The organism is Streptomyces torulosus (genome assembly GCF_001419765.1).
In the GTDB taxonomy this organism is placed as follows: Bacteria; Actinomycetota; Actinomycetes; order Streptomycetales; family Streptomycetaceae; genus Streptomyces; species Streptomyces torulosus.
This window is the reverse complement of record NZ_LIRK01000611.1, coordinates 1-17321: the sequence shown is the minus strand read 5'-3', so window position 1 is coordinate 17321 and position 17321 is coordinate 1. Positions and strand designations below refer to the sequence as shown.

At 72.5% G+C, this 17321-nt stretch carries 13 protein-coding genes; 3 read left to right on the top strand and 10 right to left on the bottom strand.

Features of this window, described 5'->3' with window-relative positions:
- Positions 1-47: 47 nt before the first annotated feature.
- The 7 genes from AOK23_RS35165 to AOK23_RS35135 all read right to left on the bottom strand — a co-directional run bounded on the left by AOK23_RS35165 (position 48) and on the right by AOK23_RS35135 (position 9582).
- Complete coding sequence (locus AOK23_RS35165) at positions 48-2156, bottom strand: tetratricopeptide repeat protein (RefSeq protein WP_055716585.1); 2109 nt, start codon at positions 2154-2156, stop codon at positions 48-50.
- A gap of 42 nt (positions 2157-2198) precedes the next feature.
- Entirely contained in the window at positions 2199-3203 is a 1005-nt protein-coding gene (locus AOK23_RS35160) for a nucleoside triphosphate pyrophosphohydrolase (RefSeq protein ID WP_055716584.1), read from the bottom strand.
- A 114-nt stretch (positions 3204-3317) separates the two neighbouring features.
- Positions 3318-3986, bottom strand: coding sequence for a SurA N-terminal domain-containing protein (locus tag AOK23_RS35155; RefSeq protein WP_055716583.1), 669 nt, complete (start codon positions 3984-3986; stop codon positions 3318-3320).
- 201 nt (positions 3987-4187) lie between these two features.
- Positions 4188-5054, bottom strand: a complete 867-nt coding sequence (locus tag AOK23_RS35150) for a glycoside hydrolase domain-containing protein (RefSeq protein ID WP_055716582.1) — start codon at positions 5052-5054, stop codon at positions 4188-4190.
- 133 nt (positions 5055-5187) lie between these two features.
- A complete protein-coding gene (locus tag AOK23_RS35145) occupies positions 5188-6681 on the bottom strand; it encodes a serine/threonine-protein kinase (protein WP_276205783.1) in 1494 nt (497 codons plus the stop codon).
- A gap of 38 nt (positions 6682-6719) precedes the next feature.
- Complete coding sequence (locus AOK23_RS35140) at positions 6720-7337, bottom strand: hypothetical protein (protein ID WP_063791461.1); 618 nt, start codon at positions 7335-7337, stop codon at positions 6720-6722.
- Positions 7338-7554: 217 nt separating this feature from the next.
- Positions 7555-9582, bottom strand: coding sequence for an N-6 DNA methylase (locus AOK23_RS35135; RefSeq protein WP_055716581.1), 2028 nt, complete (start codon positions 9580-9582; stop codon positions 7555-7557).
- A gap of 211 nt (positions 9583-9793) precedes the next feature.
- On the opposite strand from AOK23_RS35135, the gene AOK23_RS35130 reads away from it, so the two are divergent.
- Both AOK23_RS35130 and AOK23_RS35125 read left to right on the top strand, forming a co-directional pair.
- Positions 9794-10177: a hypothetical protein gene (locus AOK23_RS35130; protein WP_055716580.1), complete on the top strand. Its 384-nt coding sequence runs from the start codon at positions 9794-9796 to the stop codon at positions 10175-10177.
- A gap of 144 nt (positions 10178-10321) precedes the next feature.
- Complete coding sequence (locus AOK23_RS35125; RefSeq protein ID WP_055517932.1) at positions 10322-11056, top strand: hypothetical protein; 735 nt, start codon at positions 10322-10324, stop codon at positions 11054-11056.
- Between the two features lie 248 nt (positions 11057-11304).
- On the opposite strand, the gene AOK23_RS35120 is transcribed toward AOK23_RS35125, so the two are convergent.
- Entirely contained in the window at positions 11305-12024 is a 720-nt protein-coding gene (locus AOK23_RS35120; RefSeq protein ID WP_055716579.1) for an HNH endonuclease family protein, read from the bottom strand.
- Positions 12025-12149: 125 nt separating this feature from the next.
- Positions 12150-12986: an SCO6745 family protein gene (locus tag AOK23_RS35115; RefSeq protein ID WP_107102947.1), complete on the bottom strand. Its 837-nt coding sequence runs from the start codon at positions 12984-12986 to the stop codon at positions 12150-12152.
- Positions 12987-13190: 204 nt separating this feature from the next.
- On the opposite strand from AOK23_RS35115, the gene AOK23_RS35110 reads away from it, so the two are divergent.
- A complete protein-coding gene (locus AOK23_RS35110; RefSeq protein WP_055716577.1) occupies positions 13191-13820 on the top strand; it encodes a TetR/AcrR family transcriptional regulator in 630 nt (209 codons plus the stop codon).
- A 99-nt stretch (positions 13821-13919) separates the two neighbouring features.
- Here the strand turns inward: AOK23_RS35110 and mfd are convergent.
- The coding region (mfd, locus tag AOK23_RS35105) for a transcription-repair coupling factor (RefSeq protein ID WP_055716576.1) at positions 13920-17321 on the bottom strand (3402 nt) is incomplete at its 5' end.

Sequence of the window (17321 nt, the reverse complement as noted above, 5' to 3'; positions counted from 1 at the left end):
CTGCGGCTGCGGCTGCGGCTGGGAGTGTGGCGGGTGGGGCTGGTTGGTCACTTGTCGACGGTATCGGGCTGGTCGCCGGGGGGCGCGGGCAGCAGGCCCAGGGCACGCATCGCGTGATAGTCCTCCAGCTCGGCGGCCCTGCGCAGCCACTTCGCGGATTCCTCCGGGTCCCGCCGCTTGCCGAAGTGCAGCGAGAGCCAGAACGCGGCCTCACCGTTGCCGTGCTCGGCGTCCTCCTTGAGAAGCTTCACCGCCTCGTCGGCGGCTCCCATACGGAGCAGAAGGGCACCGAGATTCCGGGCGGCGTCGGGGTGGCCCGCCTCCATGGCTCTGCGGAACAGTCCCTCCGCCTCCGTGTCATGACCGCCGACGCGGTACAGGAAGGCGGCGAGGGAGTGCACGGCACGCGGGTCTCCGAGCTCGGCCCCGCGGCGGAGCCAGCGCTCCGCGTCGCTGCTTCCCCGGTGGGCCAGCGCCCGGCCCAGGCTCGTGGCCGCTCGCTCATGACCGGCACCGACGGCCTTGACGTACCACCGGATCTCCTGCCCGGGTGCCGAGCCGTACAGCAGATCGCCCAGCTCGTGCGCCGCCGCCCCGTCCCCCGCCTCAGCCGCCGTCCGCAGCAGTGCCTCCGCGCGCTCACGGTGCAACCGCCCCGCCTCTCGCGCCGCCTCGACGCTTCCGCCCTGCGCGGCGATCTCCAGGTATCGGATCGCGGCCGCCTCGTCCCCGGCGTCCACCAGACGCGCCGCCCACTCCTCGGCGGCCTCGCGGTGCCCGGCCTCCGCGGCCCGGCGGATCAGGTCCGCGCGTTCGTCCCCGCCCACACGCTCGGCGAGGGCGACCATCAGGTCCGGTTCGCCCGCCTCGATCCGCGGGCGCAGCGCCGCGCGAGCCGCGTCCAGCACGGCCTCGCGGTCGATCCGCGCGCCCCCCTCCGCCGCGTCCAGCAGCAGCCACCACACCCCGTCCGGCACCGGCTCCAGGTCCTCCGCGCGCAGATCCTCCGCGCGCAGGGCCTCCGCCTCCGCGACCAGCGCCCCGTACGCCCGCCAGGTGCGGTACTCCTCACCGGCCACGAGCAGGCCCGAGACCCCGAACATGCGGGTGGTGGCCCAGGTGAGGGCGTCCTCGAACGACTCGCGCTCCTCCGTGCCGTACTGCTCCTGCGCCAGTCTGAGCAGCTCCGTCGGTACGGCGCCCTTCACTCCGCACCGTGCCAGGTCGACGGCGGCCCGGACCAGGAGCTGTCCGCGCGGGTGCTCCAGCTTCGTGCCCGGCCTCCGCCACTCGTCGTACATCATGTGGCCGATCGCGAAGTACGACGCGGCGCCTTCCTTGCCGCTCCACATGTACGCCGGGTACGCGCGTGGGTCGTCGACGTCCTTGAGGCGGTCCAGCTCGGCCTCGCTCCACTCCTGTGGCACTTCGACCGCGCGGGCCTTGGCGAGGGCGAGGCCGACGCGGTCGCTCATCGTCCGGCGCCCGTAGTACTCGTCGGAGCGCATGGTGCCGAGCAGGACCACGCCGAGGCCGGCGAGCCGCCCCAACAGCCTCCGGTCCAGCCCGTCCTCGCCGAGGTGGTCGGTCAACTCGTCCAGCCAGATGACGTACTTGCCGGGCTCGCCCTTCAGCGCGGCGAGCACCTTCCGCAGGTCCTCCCCCGGGTCCGGGGTGTACAGCCGGTATCCCTCCAGCGACCGCACGCCGTGCCACGCCGTGTACGACTTGCCCACGTACCGCTCGCCGAGGACCAGCACCAGCCCGCTGTGGGCGAGTTCGGCGCGCAGGGCCTCGTCGCAGTCGCGCGGCACGTACGGCGGCACCTCGGGCTGGCCCGGTATGCGCCGGGTCGGGCCCACACCGAACTCCACGGGCTGCACCTCGCCGACCGGCTGCCACGCGGCCGGGTCGAGCACGCTGCCGTGGCGGTCGTGTTCGACTCCGGTGGCGCGGTCCTCGGGGGTTCCGGCGGGGCGCTCGCCGGCCAAGAGCCCGGGCGAGATATGGCCGATGCGGCCGGCCTGGATGACGATGCCGTTGCTGACGTTGCCGGTCAAGGCGTTCCCGATGTTGCCCCCGGCGGCGATGGACCTGCTGCCGGTGGCCTCCACCGACCGCTTGCCCCCGGTCTCGTCGTCCGACTCCCGACCCACTCAAGCCCCCACACGTCGCGACCACCCGTGAGGACAACGGTACTAAGCGTTCAACCCTTCGGCTGCCCGCACGGCGTCACGATACGAGCGGGCGGCCGCCCGCAGCGCCGCCTCCGGGTCGACGCCCTCGGCCTCGGCCCGCACGGCCAGTGCCAGCAGCTCGTACCCGATGCCGTCGCCCGCGGGGAGCGGGACGTCCAGGCCGGCCGTGCGGACGCGGGACGCGAGCTTCGAGGCGAGGGCCAGGCCGGGCTGGCCGAGGGGTATGCCGTCGGTGACCGACTCGCGCCTCTTCTCGACGGCCTTGGTGCGCAGCCAGTGCTCCTTGACCTCCTCCGGGGTGGTGGCGGTCGCGTCGCCGAAGACATGGGGGTGGCGGTGGATGAGCTTGGTGACGATGGTGGCGGCGACGTCGTCGATGGAGAACGGCGCCTCGGGGTCCTCCTCGGCGATCCGGGAGTGGAAGACGACCTGGAGGAGGACGTCGCCCAGTTCCTCGCGGAGTTCGTCCCGGTCGCCCTCCTCGATCGCCTCCACCAGTTCGTAGGCCTCCTCGATGCCGTACTTGGCGAGGCCCTTGTGGGTCTGACGGGAGGACCAGGGGCATTCCTCGCGGATGCGGTCCATGACCTGGATCAGGTCGAGGAGGCGGGCGCCGGGGAGGTCGTAGGAGGCGGGGAGGAGCTCCAGTGACGGCATCCGCAGGCGGCCGGAGCCGGCGAGGCGGGCCAGGCCGTCGGTGAGGCGGGGTTCGCCCTCGGCGGTCGCCACGACGACCACGGTGCGGTCGCCTGCACAGGCGTCGACGAGATCCTCGGCGGTCGGGGCGGCCTGCTCGACCGTGATGCCGGCCTCGCGCAGATAGGGCAGCTGCGGGTGGGCCTCGTCCGCGCAGAGGACGCGGTCGGCGTCGCGCAGGGCCTGCCAGGCGGGCCAGGAGAGCAGACCCGGTGCGACACGGTGGCTGGTGGTGAGCAGGACGACCCTGCCGGGGCCGGGGGCGGGGGCCACGGTGTCGGGGGCGTCGTCGGGACGGTGTGCGTTCACCCCACGAACGTAACCCACGCCACCGACGCCCCCCGAAGTTATCCACAGGCAGGGGGCGGCGTACGCGGCGGGCCGCGGTGTGCGCCCGCGGCCCGTGGCCCCTCGCCGGGTGGGTCAGGTCGGCTGTTGCCGGGTCGCCTTCGTGACCTCGCGGACCCACGGCGTCTTGGAGTCCGCCAGGCCGAGCCGGCCGTCCTGGGCGACGCCCCAGGAGCCGTAGCGCGGGTTGAGGTCGACACCGAGTTTCTCGGACGCGTCGGCCATGGCCTTCCAGAAGACGGTGCCGCCCTCGGGGCTGTTCATGTCGGCGCCGAGCGCGGTGGCGAGCTTCTGGACCTCGACGTCGCTGCGGAGGCTCTCCTCCAGGTGCTCGGGAGCGACGTTGTACTGCTGGAGCCAGGCCGCCTCCAGCGCCTCGGAGCCGCCCGCCTCGTGCTCCAGGTCGGAACGGTACTTCTGGACCTCCTTGCGGGTGACGGTCACACCGGCGTCCTCCAGCGCACGGTCGAGGACCTTCTCCAGGACCATGCCGTTCAGCGTGTTGCGGGTGAGGGTGCCGGTCTGGGCGACGAGGCGCTGGTACTGGGCGTCGTCCCCGCTGGCGGCGCGCTGGGCGGTGCGCACGTCGTTCACCCGGTTCTCCAGTTGCGCGACCGTGATCCGCTCGCTGCCCACGACGGCCGCGGCGCCGGGATGCGCGTCGCTCCCGCAGGCGGTCAGAAGGGGAGCCGCGGCGGCGATCGCGGCGGAGAGGACGAGCGCGGTGCGACGACGGCGGTGCAAGTGGGCCTCCCGAGGAGATTGTGCGGCGGTGCACAAGGTCTTGCGGTGATCGATGGTAGGCAGTGGCCCTGCTCTCGGCCAGCCATTCGACCAACGATTCACACCGACTTCCGGCACCGCCGCACCATGAGGCCGCCCCGGCCGCTCCGCGAGGCGGCCCCCGCCGGCCCGCGCCCCCGCCGGACGCCGCTCACCGTCCGGTTATCCGACGATCGCCACCGGTGCGTCCCACGCGTCACGGTCCACGGTGATCGTGTGGCCGCCGCGGCTCTCCTTGCTGTTGACCATGTACTGGTGGGCGCGGTGGTGCCCGGTGTACAGCGTCGAGGCGTACGGCCAGTCGCTGGTCGTCGTGTTGACCTTGTCCCACTTGGCGTACCAGAGGTTGCCCGGCAGGTTCGTGCGGTCGGTGGCGGTGGCGACCGCCTTGGCGCTGGAGCTGCTGAAGCCGTAGAAGCCGGAGCGGTACTGCTTGGCGCCGAGCGCCTTGTGCCAGGCCCGGACGTAGGTGAGGACGGCGTCGTTGCACGCCGTGTTCGTGATGTCGTACGCCTCCATGTCGAGGTAGAGCGCGCTGCCGGGCTTCATGCCGAGGGCGGCGGCCTTGGCGACGGCGTCGGCTCCGTCGGCGGCGCCCTGGGAGGCGGCGGTCGACGCGGTGATCACCTCGGGGCTGGAGCCGCTCTGGCAGGGCGGCTGGGCGCCCACGTAGAGCGGGACGAGCTTCCAGCCGAGGGTGTTGACCGACTTCACCCAGGACGCGGTGAGGTTGGGCTGGGCGCAGCCACGGTTCTTGCCGCCGATGTAGACGGCCGCCGCGCCGTAGAAGCCGGTGTTCCAGGCCTTCATAGCGGACAGGGACGGTGCCGTGCAGGTGTCGAAGGCGCGGCCCGTGTAGACCTTCGCGGACGGCCAGGCGGTGGTCGTGGCGAGGGAGTTCTGCGCGGCGACGCCGGCCCCGGCGAACACGGCGGCCCCGGCCGCGGTCCAGGCGATGTATCGGCGCTTCTGGGACTGCCGGTGGCTCGGCTTGTCGGACCGTCTGCGGCTGGTCGTCTCGTCGGACATGGTTGGCCCCACCCCTTGATCGATCTGTGTGTGCACAGCTAAGCGGTGTCGGCTCCGCGTTCGGGAAACACCGCCTCTGCGGTGCGGCAAACTTCGGCCAAGGCGGCGCAAAACATACGCCTGCCCATGGGTGTCAGCCGCGCACCTGCCCCAGCCACTGCAGGGTCCGCCGGACCTCGCCCGCCAGTGGATGGCCGGGGCCCCGCAGCCGCTCCACGTCCAGCAGGAGGCGGCCCAGGGTCTCGTGGGCGGCGCCCCGGTCGCCGAGGGCGAGGAGCAGGTGGCCTATGCGGCGGCGGACGTCGAGGGCCAGCTCGGGGTCGCCACCCACGTACTGGTTCTCGAAGTACGGCAGCAGCGAGCGGTACTCGGAGAGGGCCGCGGCGGGTTCGCCGAGCTGTTCGAGGCACTGGGCGGAGTCGTAGCGGAAGCGCAGGGACTGCGGGTCGGCCTGGCCCGCCTCGGCGGCGCGCTCGTCGGCGAGGCGGCGCAGCTCGGGCAGGGCGCGGCGGTACTGCCCGTCGTCCATGAGCGTGGCCGCGTACTGCTTGCGCAGGGTGCGTACGACGGGTGAGTGCTCGCCGTGCTGGGCGGCGGCGGCCGGGAGGATCGCGCCGAGGATGTCGACGGCCTGGGTGATACGGCCCTCGCCGAGGAGCCGCTTGACCTCGTCGACGGCGCCCGCGACATCGGGCTTGTCGACCGGAGGGGCCTCCGCCGGGGCGGCGGAGGGCTGCGGCGCGGGGATCCGGGCGCGGTCCGGCCAAGGGGCGTGCGGGCGCAGGAAGGGCCGGGTGGGGTCGAGCGGCGAGCCCGTGGGCATGCCGCGCGCCGGGAGCAGCGGCAGGAGCTGCTCGTAGGTCTCCTGCGCGGAGGACGGGCGGTGCTGCGGGTCCTTGGAGAGCAGCCGCAGCACCAGCGTCTCCAGCGCCTCGGGGACCTCGGGGCGGATGCGGCGGACGGGGACGGGCGGCTCGTACAGATGGCGGTGGAGGACGCCGAGGGCCGTGGAGCCCGTGAACGGCACGTTCCCGCTGAGCAGTTCGTGCATCAACACACCGAGGGCGTACAGGTCGGTGTACGGGCCGACCGCGCCGCCCATGGCCTGCTCGGGGGCCATGTAGGCGGGGCTGCCGATGGGCGAGCCGGTGTGGGTGAGGCGGGTGGTGTCGGTGTCCATCACGGAGGCGACACCGAGGTCGAGGACGGTGACCGTGCCGTCCTGCTTGACCATCACGTTCCGCGGCTTGAGGTCGCGGTGGATGATCGGCACCGCGTGGACGGCGGACAGCACCGCGCACAGCTGGGCGGCGACCGCGACCGTCCACTGCCACGGGTAGGGGTCGTGCTCGGCGAGGTGGTCGGAGAGGTCCGCCCCGTCGACGTACTGCATGACGAGGAACAGCTCCTCGCCCTCGCTGCCCGCGTCGTGCACGGTGACCAGACCGGGGTGGTCGACCTGGGCCGTGACCCGGCACTCGCGCACGAAGCGGCGGCGCAGCTCGTCGGCCTCCTGGCCGGCGACCTTGTCCGGGCGCAGCAGCTTGACCGCCACCCGCCGGTCGAGGCGCTGGTCGTACGCCGTCCACACCTGGCCCATGCCGCCCTGCCCGATGAGGGTGGACAGTTCGTAGCGGCCGGTGATCAGGCGTCCGGTCCCCTGGGTCACCGGTCTCCTTCGTTTCTGCGGAGATAGTCACTGAGCTCGTCGAGCTCGGCGCGCACCTGGTCGATGCGGGCCGGGCCGGGGCGCTGCGGATCCGGCGCGGGCTGCGGCTGGACGGGGGGACCCGGGATCGGCGTCGACTGCGCCTGGACGGGCGGCTGCGGGGCCGGGGTGTAGGGCTGCGGCTGCGGGACCTGGACCGGCGGGTAGCTGTAGCCCGACTGCTGGGAGTAGGTCGTGGTCTGGGCGTACGCCGAGGGCGGGGCCGTGCGGGGCGGGCTGAAGTGGCGTATGTCCGCGTACAGGTAGTACGCGACGGTGGCCAGGAGTCCGCCGAACAGCATCGACATGCCGACGTCGCCGCGCCAGGTGGTGAACTCGTCCTTGCCCGGGTCGGTGCCGATGATGTAGAGCGTCGCGACGATGTGCACGACCGCCAGGGCGAAGAGGAACCAGTCGCGCGGTTTGCGGGTGACGGAGGCCAGTCGCAGCAGGCTGGCCCAGCCGAGGAGGCCGCAGCTCATGACGGTGACCACCACGAAGATCACACGCAGCGTGACCGGCGCCCCCTGCGAGGGGCCGGGGGGCTGTTGCGGCGCGTAGCCGTGGCCGTGCATGGCTGCTCCTGAAGGCCTGGTGGAAGTGGACCGCGATGTCGTTCAGAGCGTATAGGTCGACCACGACAAGCGGTCCAGGGTTGTGGACAACCGTTGCAGTCCTGGTCACGCCGCCCGGTGCGGAGTGGTTCCGTCCGGTGGAACCGTGTCGGTCGTCCCGGCGGATCCACACGCTCGTTCGGCGGACCCACCTGATCGTAAGGGCAGTTCGTCTTTTTCAGTCCGGGGAGACCGTTCCGTCCGTCAGTCCGTCGTACATGCCGCGCACGAGCCGGGTGCCCAGGCGGCCCGCCTCGCGGAGCGCGTCCTCGAAGGCGGCGAGGGCCCGGAACCGCTCGCCGTAGCGGCGCTGCTGCTCCAGGGGCAGCCGGGGCAGTTGGAGGCGGCGTACGTCGAGGCGGCTGGCGGTGGAGGCGTAACTGCTGGCCTGGCGACTGTTGGCGGTGCCGCGCAGGAACCCGGCGACGAACCACGCGTCGAGCGCCGCCGGGTCGGGGCGCAGGAGCGTGAGGTTGCGGCCGAGGGCGGCTCCGGCGGTGTCCTCGTCGACGACGCGGGCGATCCCGCCGCCGCCGAGGACGGGGACGACGATGTCGCCGCACTCCACCAGCACCGGCTCCTCCCCGGTCTCGGTGAGGGTCCCCGACGGTGCCGTGCCCGCCAGGACGTCGTGGTCGGTGAGCACACGCGCGTGGGGGCCGTTCCCACCGGTGCGCAGCAACAGGGCCCCGCCGCGCGCGAGTTCCCCCACGGTGGTGAGCGGCCAGCGCGGGGGCTGCGTCTCGTCGGCGAGCGGGGGCGTGAGATCGGCGGTCAACCGCAGGGTCTCGCCGAGGCGTTCGCGTACGGTGCCGAGTTCCGCGGCTCCGCCGCCCGCGGCCGGTGGCGGCAGATGCCGGGCGGGGGCCAGGTCCACGTCGTCGTCGAGCAGTTCGATGACCGGCATCGAACGGCTCAGCCCGGGGCGTGCCACCGCCTCACCGGTGCGGTCGAACGGCTTCCACGCCTCCAGCACGGCGGCTGTCACCGCCGCCCAGTCGACCCCGCCCCGCCCCTCGGCGCCGAGCCGCCCGGTGTCCACGAGCAGCAGCTCCGGCGGCGCCGGCGTCCTGCCCGGCCGGCGCAGCACCCACAGGTGCAGCGGGATGTTGTACGGGGGTGCCGCGCCGACCGGCAGGGCGATCACGGCGCGCAGGGCGCCGCGGCGCAGCAGGTCGGCGCGGATACGGCGCCCGGAGCGGCGGCTCGCGACGGCCGGCGGCATCAGCAGGACGGCGGTGCCGCCGTCCTCCAGCCGGGCCAGCGCGTGCTGCACCCAGGCGAGTTCGGACTCGGTGCGGGCCGGGAAGCCGTACTCCCAGCGCGGGTCGTAGGCGAGTTCGTCGTGGCCCCAGTTGCGCTCGTTGAACGGCGGGTGGCAGAGCACCGCCTCGGCCCTGAGGTGTTCGTGGGCGTCCGCGCGGAGGCTGTCCCCGGCGGCGGTGCGGATGACGCTCTTGGTGCGCAGGGCGAGTCGTAGCGCGGTGAGGGCGGCCAGTTCCGGGGCGCTGTCCTGGCCGTGGAGCTCCAGGCCGGGGCGGGGGGCGACGGCGCGCAGGAGGGCGCCGGTGCCGCAGGCCGGGTCGAGCACGGTGCGGGCGGGCCCGGCGAGTTCAGCCATCAGTTCGGCCAGCTCGCCCGGAGTGAGCGTGTACTGGCGCGGGTTGGCGTCGAGATGGCGGGCCAGCAGGAACTCGAAGGTCTGCCGCGCGCCCAGGTCCGCCGCGAGTTCGGTGGCGCCCCGCAGCAGCGGGACGGAGGGCCGCAGCTCGGCGGCCGTGGGTGCGTGCACGGCGGGCTCACCGTCCGGGCCGAAACGCGGGCCGAGAAGCTGCGCCAGGTGGTCGGCCAGACCGCCGGCCAGCTGTTCGTCGTCGTCCGTGGCGCTCGACTCCAACCAGGCCAGGGGCCGATCGTGGAGGTACAGCAGGGCGCAGCCGGCATGCACCAGGGCCGTCATGGGGCCGTCCGGGTGGCCGGTGACCTGCTGCCAGACCCGCTCCTTGAGCGGGACCTCGGCGAGCTTGCCCTGTTTGCGCAGCCACTCCTCGACGTCGGTCAGCGCGAAGGACGGGCTGGTCTCGGTGCCGCCGACCGGTCTGGGGAAGTCGGCGTGGCGGCGGCGCCAGTTGCTGACGGCGGCGCGGCCGACGCCGGCGAGCCGCGCGATCTCCGCGGCGGTGACCTCTGTCCCGTTGTCCTGCACGCGCCCGGCTCCCCTCGTACCTGGTGTGTGGCGTTGAGCATACCGACGCACGCAAGATCTACCGCTTCACGCCGTGTACACACTCGTTATCGTGAACCGTGTTGACTCGGTTCACAAGCTCTGCTGTGATTAACCCATCGAACGACGGGCCGCCCGCCTCGGGTGGTCACACCTCGTCGTGCGGTCATCCACCAGGAAAGGAGGCACGACCATGGGCATGAAGGCGCAGCTCACACTGCATGCGGCGGTCGGTCTCCTCGTCATCGGTGTGGTCTCGGCGAACGCCGGGAGCGGTGACAGCGCCTCCTACGGCACCGGATCCGCCGACCGCTTCAAGAACTTTGTGAACACTCACGGCACCTCCGCCGAGAGAGTCGCCGTCTCGCATGTCACCGACGTGCACAGACCCGCGCCACCCGCGGGCGGGACCGACTCCGCCGATGTCCTCACGGACCTCACCGGCGGCCCACCGGGCGGCGGTACCCGCCCCGCCCGGCTGATCGCCGCCGCCTTCGCCGACTGGAAGTACGACGAGCGGGGTCACGTCACGGTTTACGACTCGGCGGGCGAGCAACTCGCCACCCGCGCCTACTGACAGACACCTCCGCCCATCGGGCGGGTGTCACCGCCCGCCGGTCCGAGATCACCGCTCACCGCTCACGTCCGCCGCCGTACGCACACCCGTGCCCGCGTGCGGCGGCGGCACCGCTCACTCATCACATCCCAGGGGGGACCTCCCATGCGTCGCACCGCACTCGCCGCTCTCTGCATCGCCGCCGCGGCCACCTTCTCGCTCACCGGCTGCCTGCCCGGCGAGGACAAGTCGAACGAGCCGTTCTCCGGCCTGAGCGGCGGCGAGATCGCCGACAAGGCCGTGAAAGCCACCTCCGACGCCGACTCGCTCCGGATGAAGGGCGAGATCCAGGACGACAGCGCAGGCGGCACGATCAACCTCGACATGGCCCTCAACAAGAAGGGCGACTGCGCCGGCACGATCGGCATGAAGGACGGCAAGGCCGACCTGATCAAGACCGGCGACACGATCTACATGAAGTACGACGAGGCGTTCCTGCGCGCCCAGGGCGGCGGTTCCTCCAAGGAGGAGACCGACATGATCGTGGACATGCTGGCCGGCAAGTGGACCAAGACGTCCGCGACCGCCGAGGACTCCAAGGAGATGGCCAGCTTCTGCGACCTGGACACCGTGCTCGCCGACTTCGAGGACACCAACTCCGACGCAGAGCGCGGCAAGACCACCACGGTCGACGGCACCCCCGCGATCCTCCTCCACGAGAAGGACGGCAAGGACCGGTACACCCTGTCCGTCGCCACCAAGGGCAAGCCGTACCTGCTGCGGGTCGTGAGCAAGTCCGCCAAGGAGCCGGGCGACATGAGCTTCACCGACTACAACAAGCCGGTCCCGGCCGACGCCCCCAAGGGCAAGGTCATCGACCTGGACAAGGACTGGAGCTGACCTGACACCCCGGGGCTCGCATCGGGCACGACCCGCACGAACCCCGGGGCGCGGGAGGCAGGCACACCGCACGAGCCCCGCGGCGCGCACGGCCAACGGCCCCTCGGTCCGCAGACCGCTGACCGCTGACCGCTGACCGCGCGAGCCCCCGCGGCGCGCGTGAGCCACATGGCGTCCGAGGCGCCCCGCGCCCACGCCCCGCGCGCCACGGTCTTCTCCGGCGCTCGGTACAGCGATCCCTCAGGGCCTCAGTCCGCGTGGAAGCGGGCCGGGGCCTTGGTCGGGTTGCCGCCGCTGGGTAGCTTCTGGTCGGGGCAGCCGCTCAGCACCCGCTTCATCGCGGACTGTTCGGCCGAGGTGACCCACAGCTCGTACTTCTTCTTCACGGCGACCTGCGCGGCCACATACGTGCACCGGTAGGCCTTGTTGGGCGGGAGCCAGGTGGCCGCGTCGCCGTCGCCCTTGCCCCGGTTGGTGCCCGCGTCGACCGCGAGGAGGTTGAGCGGGTCGTTGGCCAGGGCTATGCGCTTGCTGTCGTCCCACTTCTGGGCGCCCTTCTGCCAGGCGTCGGACAGGGCCACGATGTGGTCTACGTCGATCTGGCTGCGGCCCCGTACGAACGACACGTCCTCGCCGGTGTACGGGTCCGGGTCGAGCACACCGGAGGCCACCCGGCAGTCCCCGTCGCGGAACTTCACCTCCTCCAGGTCGCGTTGGAGTATGTCGTCCCGGGTGTCGCAGTCATTGGAGTCGGTGTCGGCCCAAGGGCTGCCGAACTCCTCCCGGTCGTAACCGGTCTTCGGCGCACGGCCCTTGACGGTCAGGGACTCCGCCGCGGCCAGGGCGGGGCCGCCCCCGCCCGGGTTGTCCGCCGGCCCCGCGGAACCCTCCGTGCCCGGTTCACAGCCGCTGACGGCGGCGACCAGTACCAGGGCGGCGACGGCCACCCCACCCCTCAGACGCACCACGCGACCCTCCTCACTGCCTTGCTGGTTGCTTCGGTCCGGTTGCCCTGCCTGTGTTCCCTTCCCACTCCGGCCGACACCGTAGCCCCCATGGGTAAGGGGCAGATCGGCAGGCACCGGCTCCGGGCTCACACCTTGCCTATCCCCAGCGTCGTCTCCGATGGCAGCAGACCCGAGCCGATCGCGGCGACCCAGAACTCGCCCAGCAGGTCGGCCAGTCGCGCGGTGTCCGCCGGGCCGAGGAACTGCCAGGGGGCGGCGGCCAGTCGATCGGTGTGCCGCTCGACCTCCCGGCGCAGGCTCCGGCCGGCTTCCGTGGCCGTACCGTCGGCGTCGACCAGTCCGCGTGCGGCCAGGCGGTCGCGGGCGGCCGACCACTCGGCCGGGGTCCAGCCTCGGCTCTCGAAGCGTGCCACCGATGCCGCGCCTATCGCCGCGAAGGAGACGAGGGATTCGGTGGGGTCGAGGTCCGCGATCAGCAGGGCCGCGAGGTGACCGTCCCCCCGGTGTTCGCGCAGGATCGTCGCCGCCCGCCAGAGCTGGAGGTGCGCGGGCTCGGGCCAGGGCAGTTCGGCGTTGGCGGCGGCCAGCGGGCGGCCCGCGGTACTCACGGACTCGGCGGCGCGGCGGGCCAGGGCGGCGGCCTCCGCGAGTTCGGGACTGTGCGCGCGCTCCCCGAACAACCCGCGGTACAGCCGGTCGACCGCCCGGTCCCGGGCCGCAAGCACGGCCTCCGGGCTCGCGGCCCGCCAGGCCGGCTCGATGTGCTCGGCGACCATGCGGGGGCTGAAGCTGTAGAAGGCGGAGGCCACCCGCTCGCTTCGGGCCGCGCCCAACGGGGCCGCCCGGTAGGCGAAGTAGCTCGGCCAGCGCTCGGTCACGTCGTATCCCAGCGCGGCGGCCTCCTCGAAGGCTTCCGGCGCGTAGTAGAAGACGGCGTGCAGCGGCTCCAGCAGGTGCCACATCCGGCGGACCTCGCCCAGCGCGACGCCGTCGCCCTCACCCCGGCCCACTTCCGCACCCACACCGCTGACGCTGACGTTCTCGGACATGGCACATCCCCCTCGCCGCTCCCCCAGCCGCTACGACCGAGCCAGAACTTGTCACTGACAAGATTGCCCGACCGGCCGCAAACTTGTCAACGACAAGATTGGGCGTACGCTGACCCCATGCCCCGCAGCAACCCCCCGGACGACGCCGACCGTCCTGACCGGCCTGACACTCCCGACCGTCCCGACCGCCCGTACCACCACGGCGATCTACGGCGCGCGATCCTCCGCGCCGCGCTCGACGTCATCGCCGCCGACGGGCCCTCCGCGCTCAGCCTGCGGGACCTGGCCCGCCGCGCGGGCGTCTCGCACGCGGCGCCCGCGCACCACTTCAAGGACCGCACGGGGCTGCTCACGGCGATCGCGGCGGAGGGCCACGCGCTCCTGGCCACCACGCTCACCGAGGCCGACGACCTGCGGGACGCGGGCGTCCGCTACGTCCGCTTCGCCCGTGAGCACCCGGCCCATTTCCAGGTGATGTTCCGCCCGGAGCTGCTCCGCGAGGACGACCTCGAACTGACCACCGCCCGCGCCCTGTCGAGCGAGCGGCTGCGCGTCGCGGTCAGCACCGCCCGCCCCGAGTTCGACGGGGCGGACCCCCGGCTGGCAGCCATCGCCGCCTGGTCCCTCTCCCACGGCTTCGCGACGCTGCTCCTCAGCCACAACCTCGACGCGGTGGTCGGCGACCGGGACCCGGAGGACGTCTTCCGCACGGCGACGGAGCTGCTGTTCCCGTCCACAGGACGGTGACCACCACCGTCATCGAAGAACAGCGGGGGACAGCGGGGCGGAGCGCGGCGCCGGACCCCGGCGCACCCCGCCCCCTCACACCTACACCTACACCTACACCTACGACCCCAGAATCGAAGCCAGGAACTCCCCCGTCCACCCCAGCAGCTCCCGCCCGAGCAGCGGCTTGCCGCCGACCTTCGCCGTCTTCGGGCGGGGGACCAGCACCTGGTGGACGGCCGGCTTGATGACCGTGCCGGGATAGAGCCGCTTCAGGCGCAGCTCCTGCGACTCCCGCAACTCCACCGGCGCGAAGCGGATGTTGTTGCCCTGGAGCACGATCTCGCCGACGCCGCAGGCCCGGGCGAGCATCCGCAGCCCGGCCACCAGCAGCAGGTTCTCCACCGGCTCCGGCAGCTTGCCGTAGCGGTCGACGAGTTCCTCGCGCACCGCGGCGATGTCGGCCTCGGTGTTGACGGAGGCGATGGCCCGGTACGCCTGGAGGCGGAGCCGCTCGCCGGGCGCGTAGTCGTGCGGGACGTGCGCGTCGACCGGCAGCTCGATCTTGACCTCGAGCGGCGGCTCCTCCTCGATCTCCCCGGTCTCCAGCTGCCGCCGGTAGTCCGCGACCGCCTCGCCGACCATGCGGACGTACAGGTCGAAGCCGACGCCCGCGATGTGGCCGGACTGCTCGCCGCCGAGGAGGTTGCCCGCGCCGCGGATCTCCAGGTCCTTCATCGCCACGTACATGCCCGCGCCCATCTCGGTGTGCTGGGCGATCGTGGCGAGGCGCTCGTGCGCCGTCTCCGTCAGCGGCTTCTCCGGCGGGTAGAGGAAGTACGCGTAGCCCCGCTCACGACCTCGGCCGACGCGACCGCGCAGCTGGTGGAGCTGGGACAGGCCGAAGGTGTCGCCGCGCTCCACGATCAGGGTGTTCGCGTTGGAGATGTCGATGCCGGACTCCACGATCGTCGTGGAGACGAGCACGTCGAACTTCTTCTCCCAGAAGTCGACGACCACCTGTTCCAGGGCCTGTTCCGACATCTGGCCGTGGGCGGTCGCGATGCGTGCCTCGGGGACGATGTCGCGCAGCCGGGCGGCGGCGCGGTCGATCGACTCGACCCGGTTGTGGATGTAGAAGACCTGGCCCTCGCGCAGGAGTTCACGGCGGATGGCCGCGCCGATCTGCTTCTCCTCGTACGGGCCGACGAAGGTCAGGACCGGGTGGCGTTCCTCCGGGGGCGTGGTGATCGTCGACATCTCCCGGATGCCGGTGACCGCCATCTCCAGGGTTCTCGGGATCGGCGTCGCGGACATCGTCAGGACGTCGACGTTGGCGCGGAGCTTCTTCAGCTGCTCCTTGTGCTCGACGCCGAAGCGCTGCTCCTCGTCGACGATGACGAGGCCGAGGTCCTTGAACTTGGTCTCCGAGGAGAACAGGCGGTGGGTGCCGATGACGATGTCGACCGAGCCCTCGCGCAGGCCCTCCAGGGTGGCCTTGGCCTCGGTGTCCGTCTGGAAGCGGGACAGGGCCTTGACGCTGACCGGGAACTGCGAGTACCGCTCGCTGAACGTGCCGAAGTGCTGCTGCACCAGGAGCGTCGTGGGGACGAGCACCGCCACCTGCTTGCCGTCCTGGACGGCCTTGAAGGCGGCGCGGACCGCGATCTCCGTCTTGCCGTAGCCCACGTCGCCGCAGATCAGGCGGTCCATCGGGACCGTCTTCTCCATGTCCTCCTTGACCTCGGCGATCGTGGTCAGCTGGTCGGGCGTCTCCGCGTACGGGAAGGCGTCCTCCAGCTCCCGCTGCCAGGGGGTGTCCGCGCCGAAGGAGTGGCCGGGGGCGGCCATGCGGGCGCTGTACAGCTTGATCAGGTCGGCGGCGATCTCCTTGACCGCCTTCTTCGCGCGCGCCTTGGTCTTCGTCCAGTCGGCGCCGCCCAGGCGGTGCAGCGTGGGTGCCTCGCCGCCGACGTACTTGGTGATCTGTTCCAGCTGGTCGGTGGGAATGTAGAGGCGGTCGCCGGGCTGGCCGCGCTTGGCGGGGGCGTACTCGACGACCAGGTACTCGCGGGTCGCGCCCTGCACGGTCCGCTGGACCATCTCGATGTAGCGGCCGACGCCGTGCTGCTCGTGGACGATGTAGTCGCCCGCTTCGAGGGTGAGCGGGTCGATGGTCTTGCGGCGGCGGGCGGGCATGCGGGCGCCGTCCTTGCCGGCCGCCTTCTGCCCCGTCAGGTCGGTCTCGGTGAGGACGGCGAGCTTCAGGGACGGGGCGATGAAGCCGTAGTCGATCGAGCCGCACGCCACGTGCACCACCGACGGGGCGATCTTCCCGAGGTCGGCCTCCAGGCGGGCGGCGATGCCCTCGCCGCCGAGGACCTCGACGGTGCGGGAGGCGGGGCCGTGGCCCTCGGTCACGAAGACCGTGCGCCAGCCGTCGGCGAGCCAGCCCTTGGTGTCCGCGAGCGCCTTCGCGGTGTCGCCGCGGTAGGTCTCGGGGGCCTGCATGCCGAGCTTGAGGGTGTCCCCGTCCAACTCCTCGTCGGCGGCGAACGGCGACACCGACCACCACATCATGTCCAGCTCACGGGCGCGGTCGCGGACGTCCGCGATGGACCACAGGGAGGCCGCGCCGACGTCGATCGGGGCCTCGCCGCCGCCGGCCGTGGCCGCCCACGACGCCTGGAGGAACTCCTGCGAGGTGGCCACCAGGTCCGCGGCGCGCGTGCGCACACGCTCCGGGTCGCAGACGACCGCCATCGCGCCCTTCGGCAGGACGTCGATCAGCAGCTCCATGTCGTCGACGAGGACCGGAGCGAGGGATTCCATGCCTTCGACGGCGATGCCCTCGGCGATCTTGCCCAGGAGTTCACCCAGCTCGGGGTGGCGTTCGGCGAGGACGCGGGCCCGCTCGCGCACGTCGTCCGTGAGGAGGAGCTCACGGCAGGGCGGGGCCCACAGGCCGTGCTCGGCGACTTCCAGGGAGCGCTGGTCGGCGACCTTGAAGTACCGGATCTCCTCGATGTCGTCGCCCCAGAACTCCACCCGGAGGGGGTGCTCCTCGGTCGGCGGGAAGACATCGAGGATGCCGCCGCGCACGGCGAACTCGCCACGCTTCTCGACCAGCTCCACGCGGGAGTACGCGGCCGCCGCGAGCGCCTCGACCGTGCGGTTCAGGTCGGCGCTCTCGCCGCTGCGCAGGGAGACGGGCTCCAGGTCGCCGAGGCCCTTGACCTGGGGCTGGAGGACGGAACGCACGGGGGCGACGACGACCTGGACCGGGCCGGTCTCCGGGTCGTCGGGGCGCGGGTGCGTCAGCCGGCGCAGGACGGCGAGGCGGCGGCCGACGGTGTCGCTGCGGGGGCTGAGGCGCTCGTGGGGGAGGGTCTCCCAGGCCGGGTACTCGACGACGCCCTCCGGGGGGAGGAGGGAGCGCAGGGCGGCCGCGAGGTCCTCGGCCTCGCGGCCGGTGGCCGTCACGGCGAGTACGGGGCGGCCGGCGTCCCTCGCGAGGGACGC

What these genes read in the sequence shown, in the direction of transcription:
- AOK23_RS35140 (WP_063791461.1), bottom strand. Translation starts at nt 7,337, where the DNA reads ATGCACGGCCACGGCTACGCGCCGCAACAGCCCCCCGGCCCCTCGCAG.
- AOK23_RS35130 (WP_055716580.1), top strand. Translation starts at nt 9,794, where the DNA reads ATGGGCATGAAGGCGCAGCTCACACTGCATGCGGCGGTCGGTCTCCTC.
- AOK23_RS35150 (WP_055716582.1), bottom strand. Translation starts at nt 5,054, where the DNA reads ATGTCCGACGAGACGACCAGCCGCAGACGGTCCGACAAGCCGAGCCAC.
- AOK23_RS35125 (WP_055517932.1), top strand. Translation starts at nt 10,322, where the DNA reads ATGCGTCGCACCGCACTCGCCGCTCTCTGCATCGCCGCCGCGGCCACC.
- AOK23_RS35115 (WP_107102947.1), bottom strand. Translation starts at nt 12,986, where the DNA reads ATGTGGCACCTGCTGGAGCCGCTGCACGCCGTCTTCTACTACGCGCCG.
- AOK23_RS35110 (WP_055716577.1), top strand. Translation starts at nt 13,191, where the DNA reads ATGCCCCGCAGCAACCCCCCGGACGACGCCGACCGTCCTGACCGGCCT.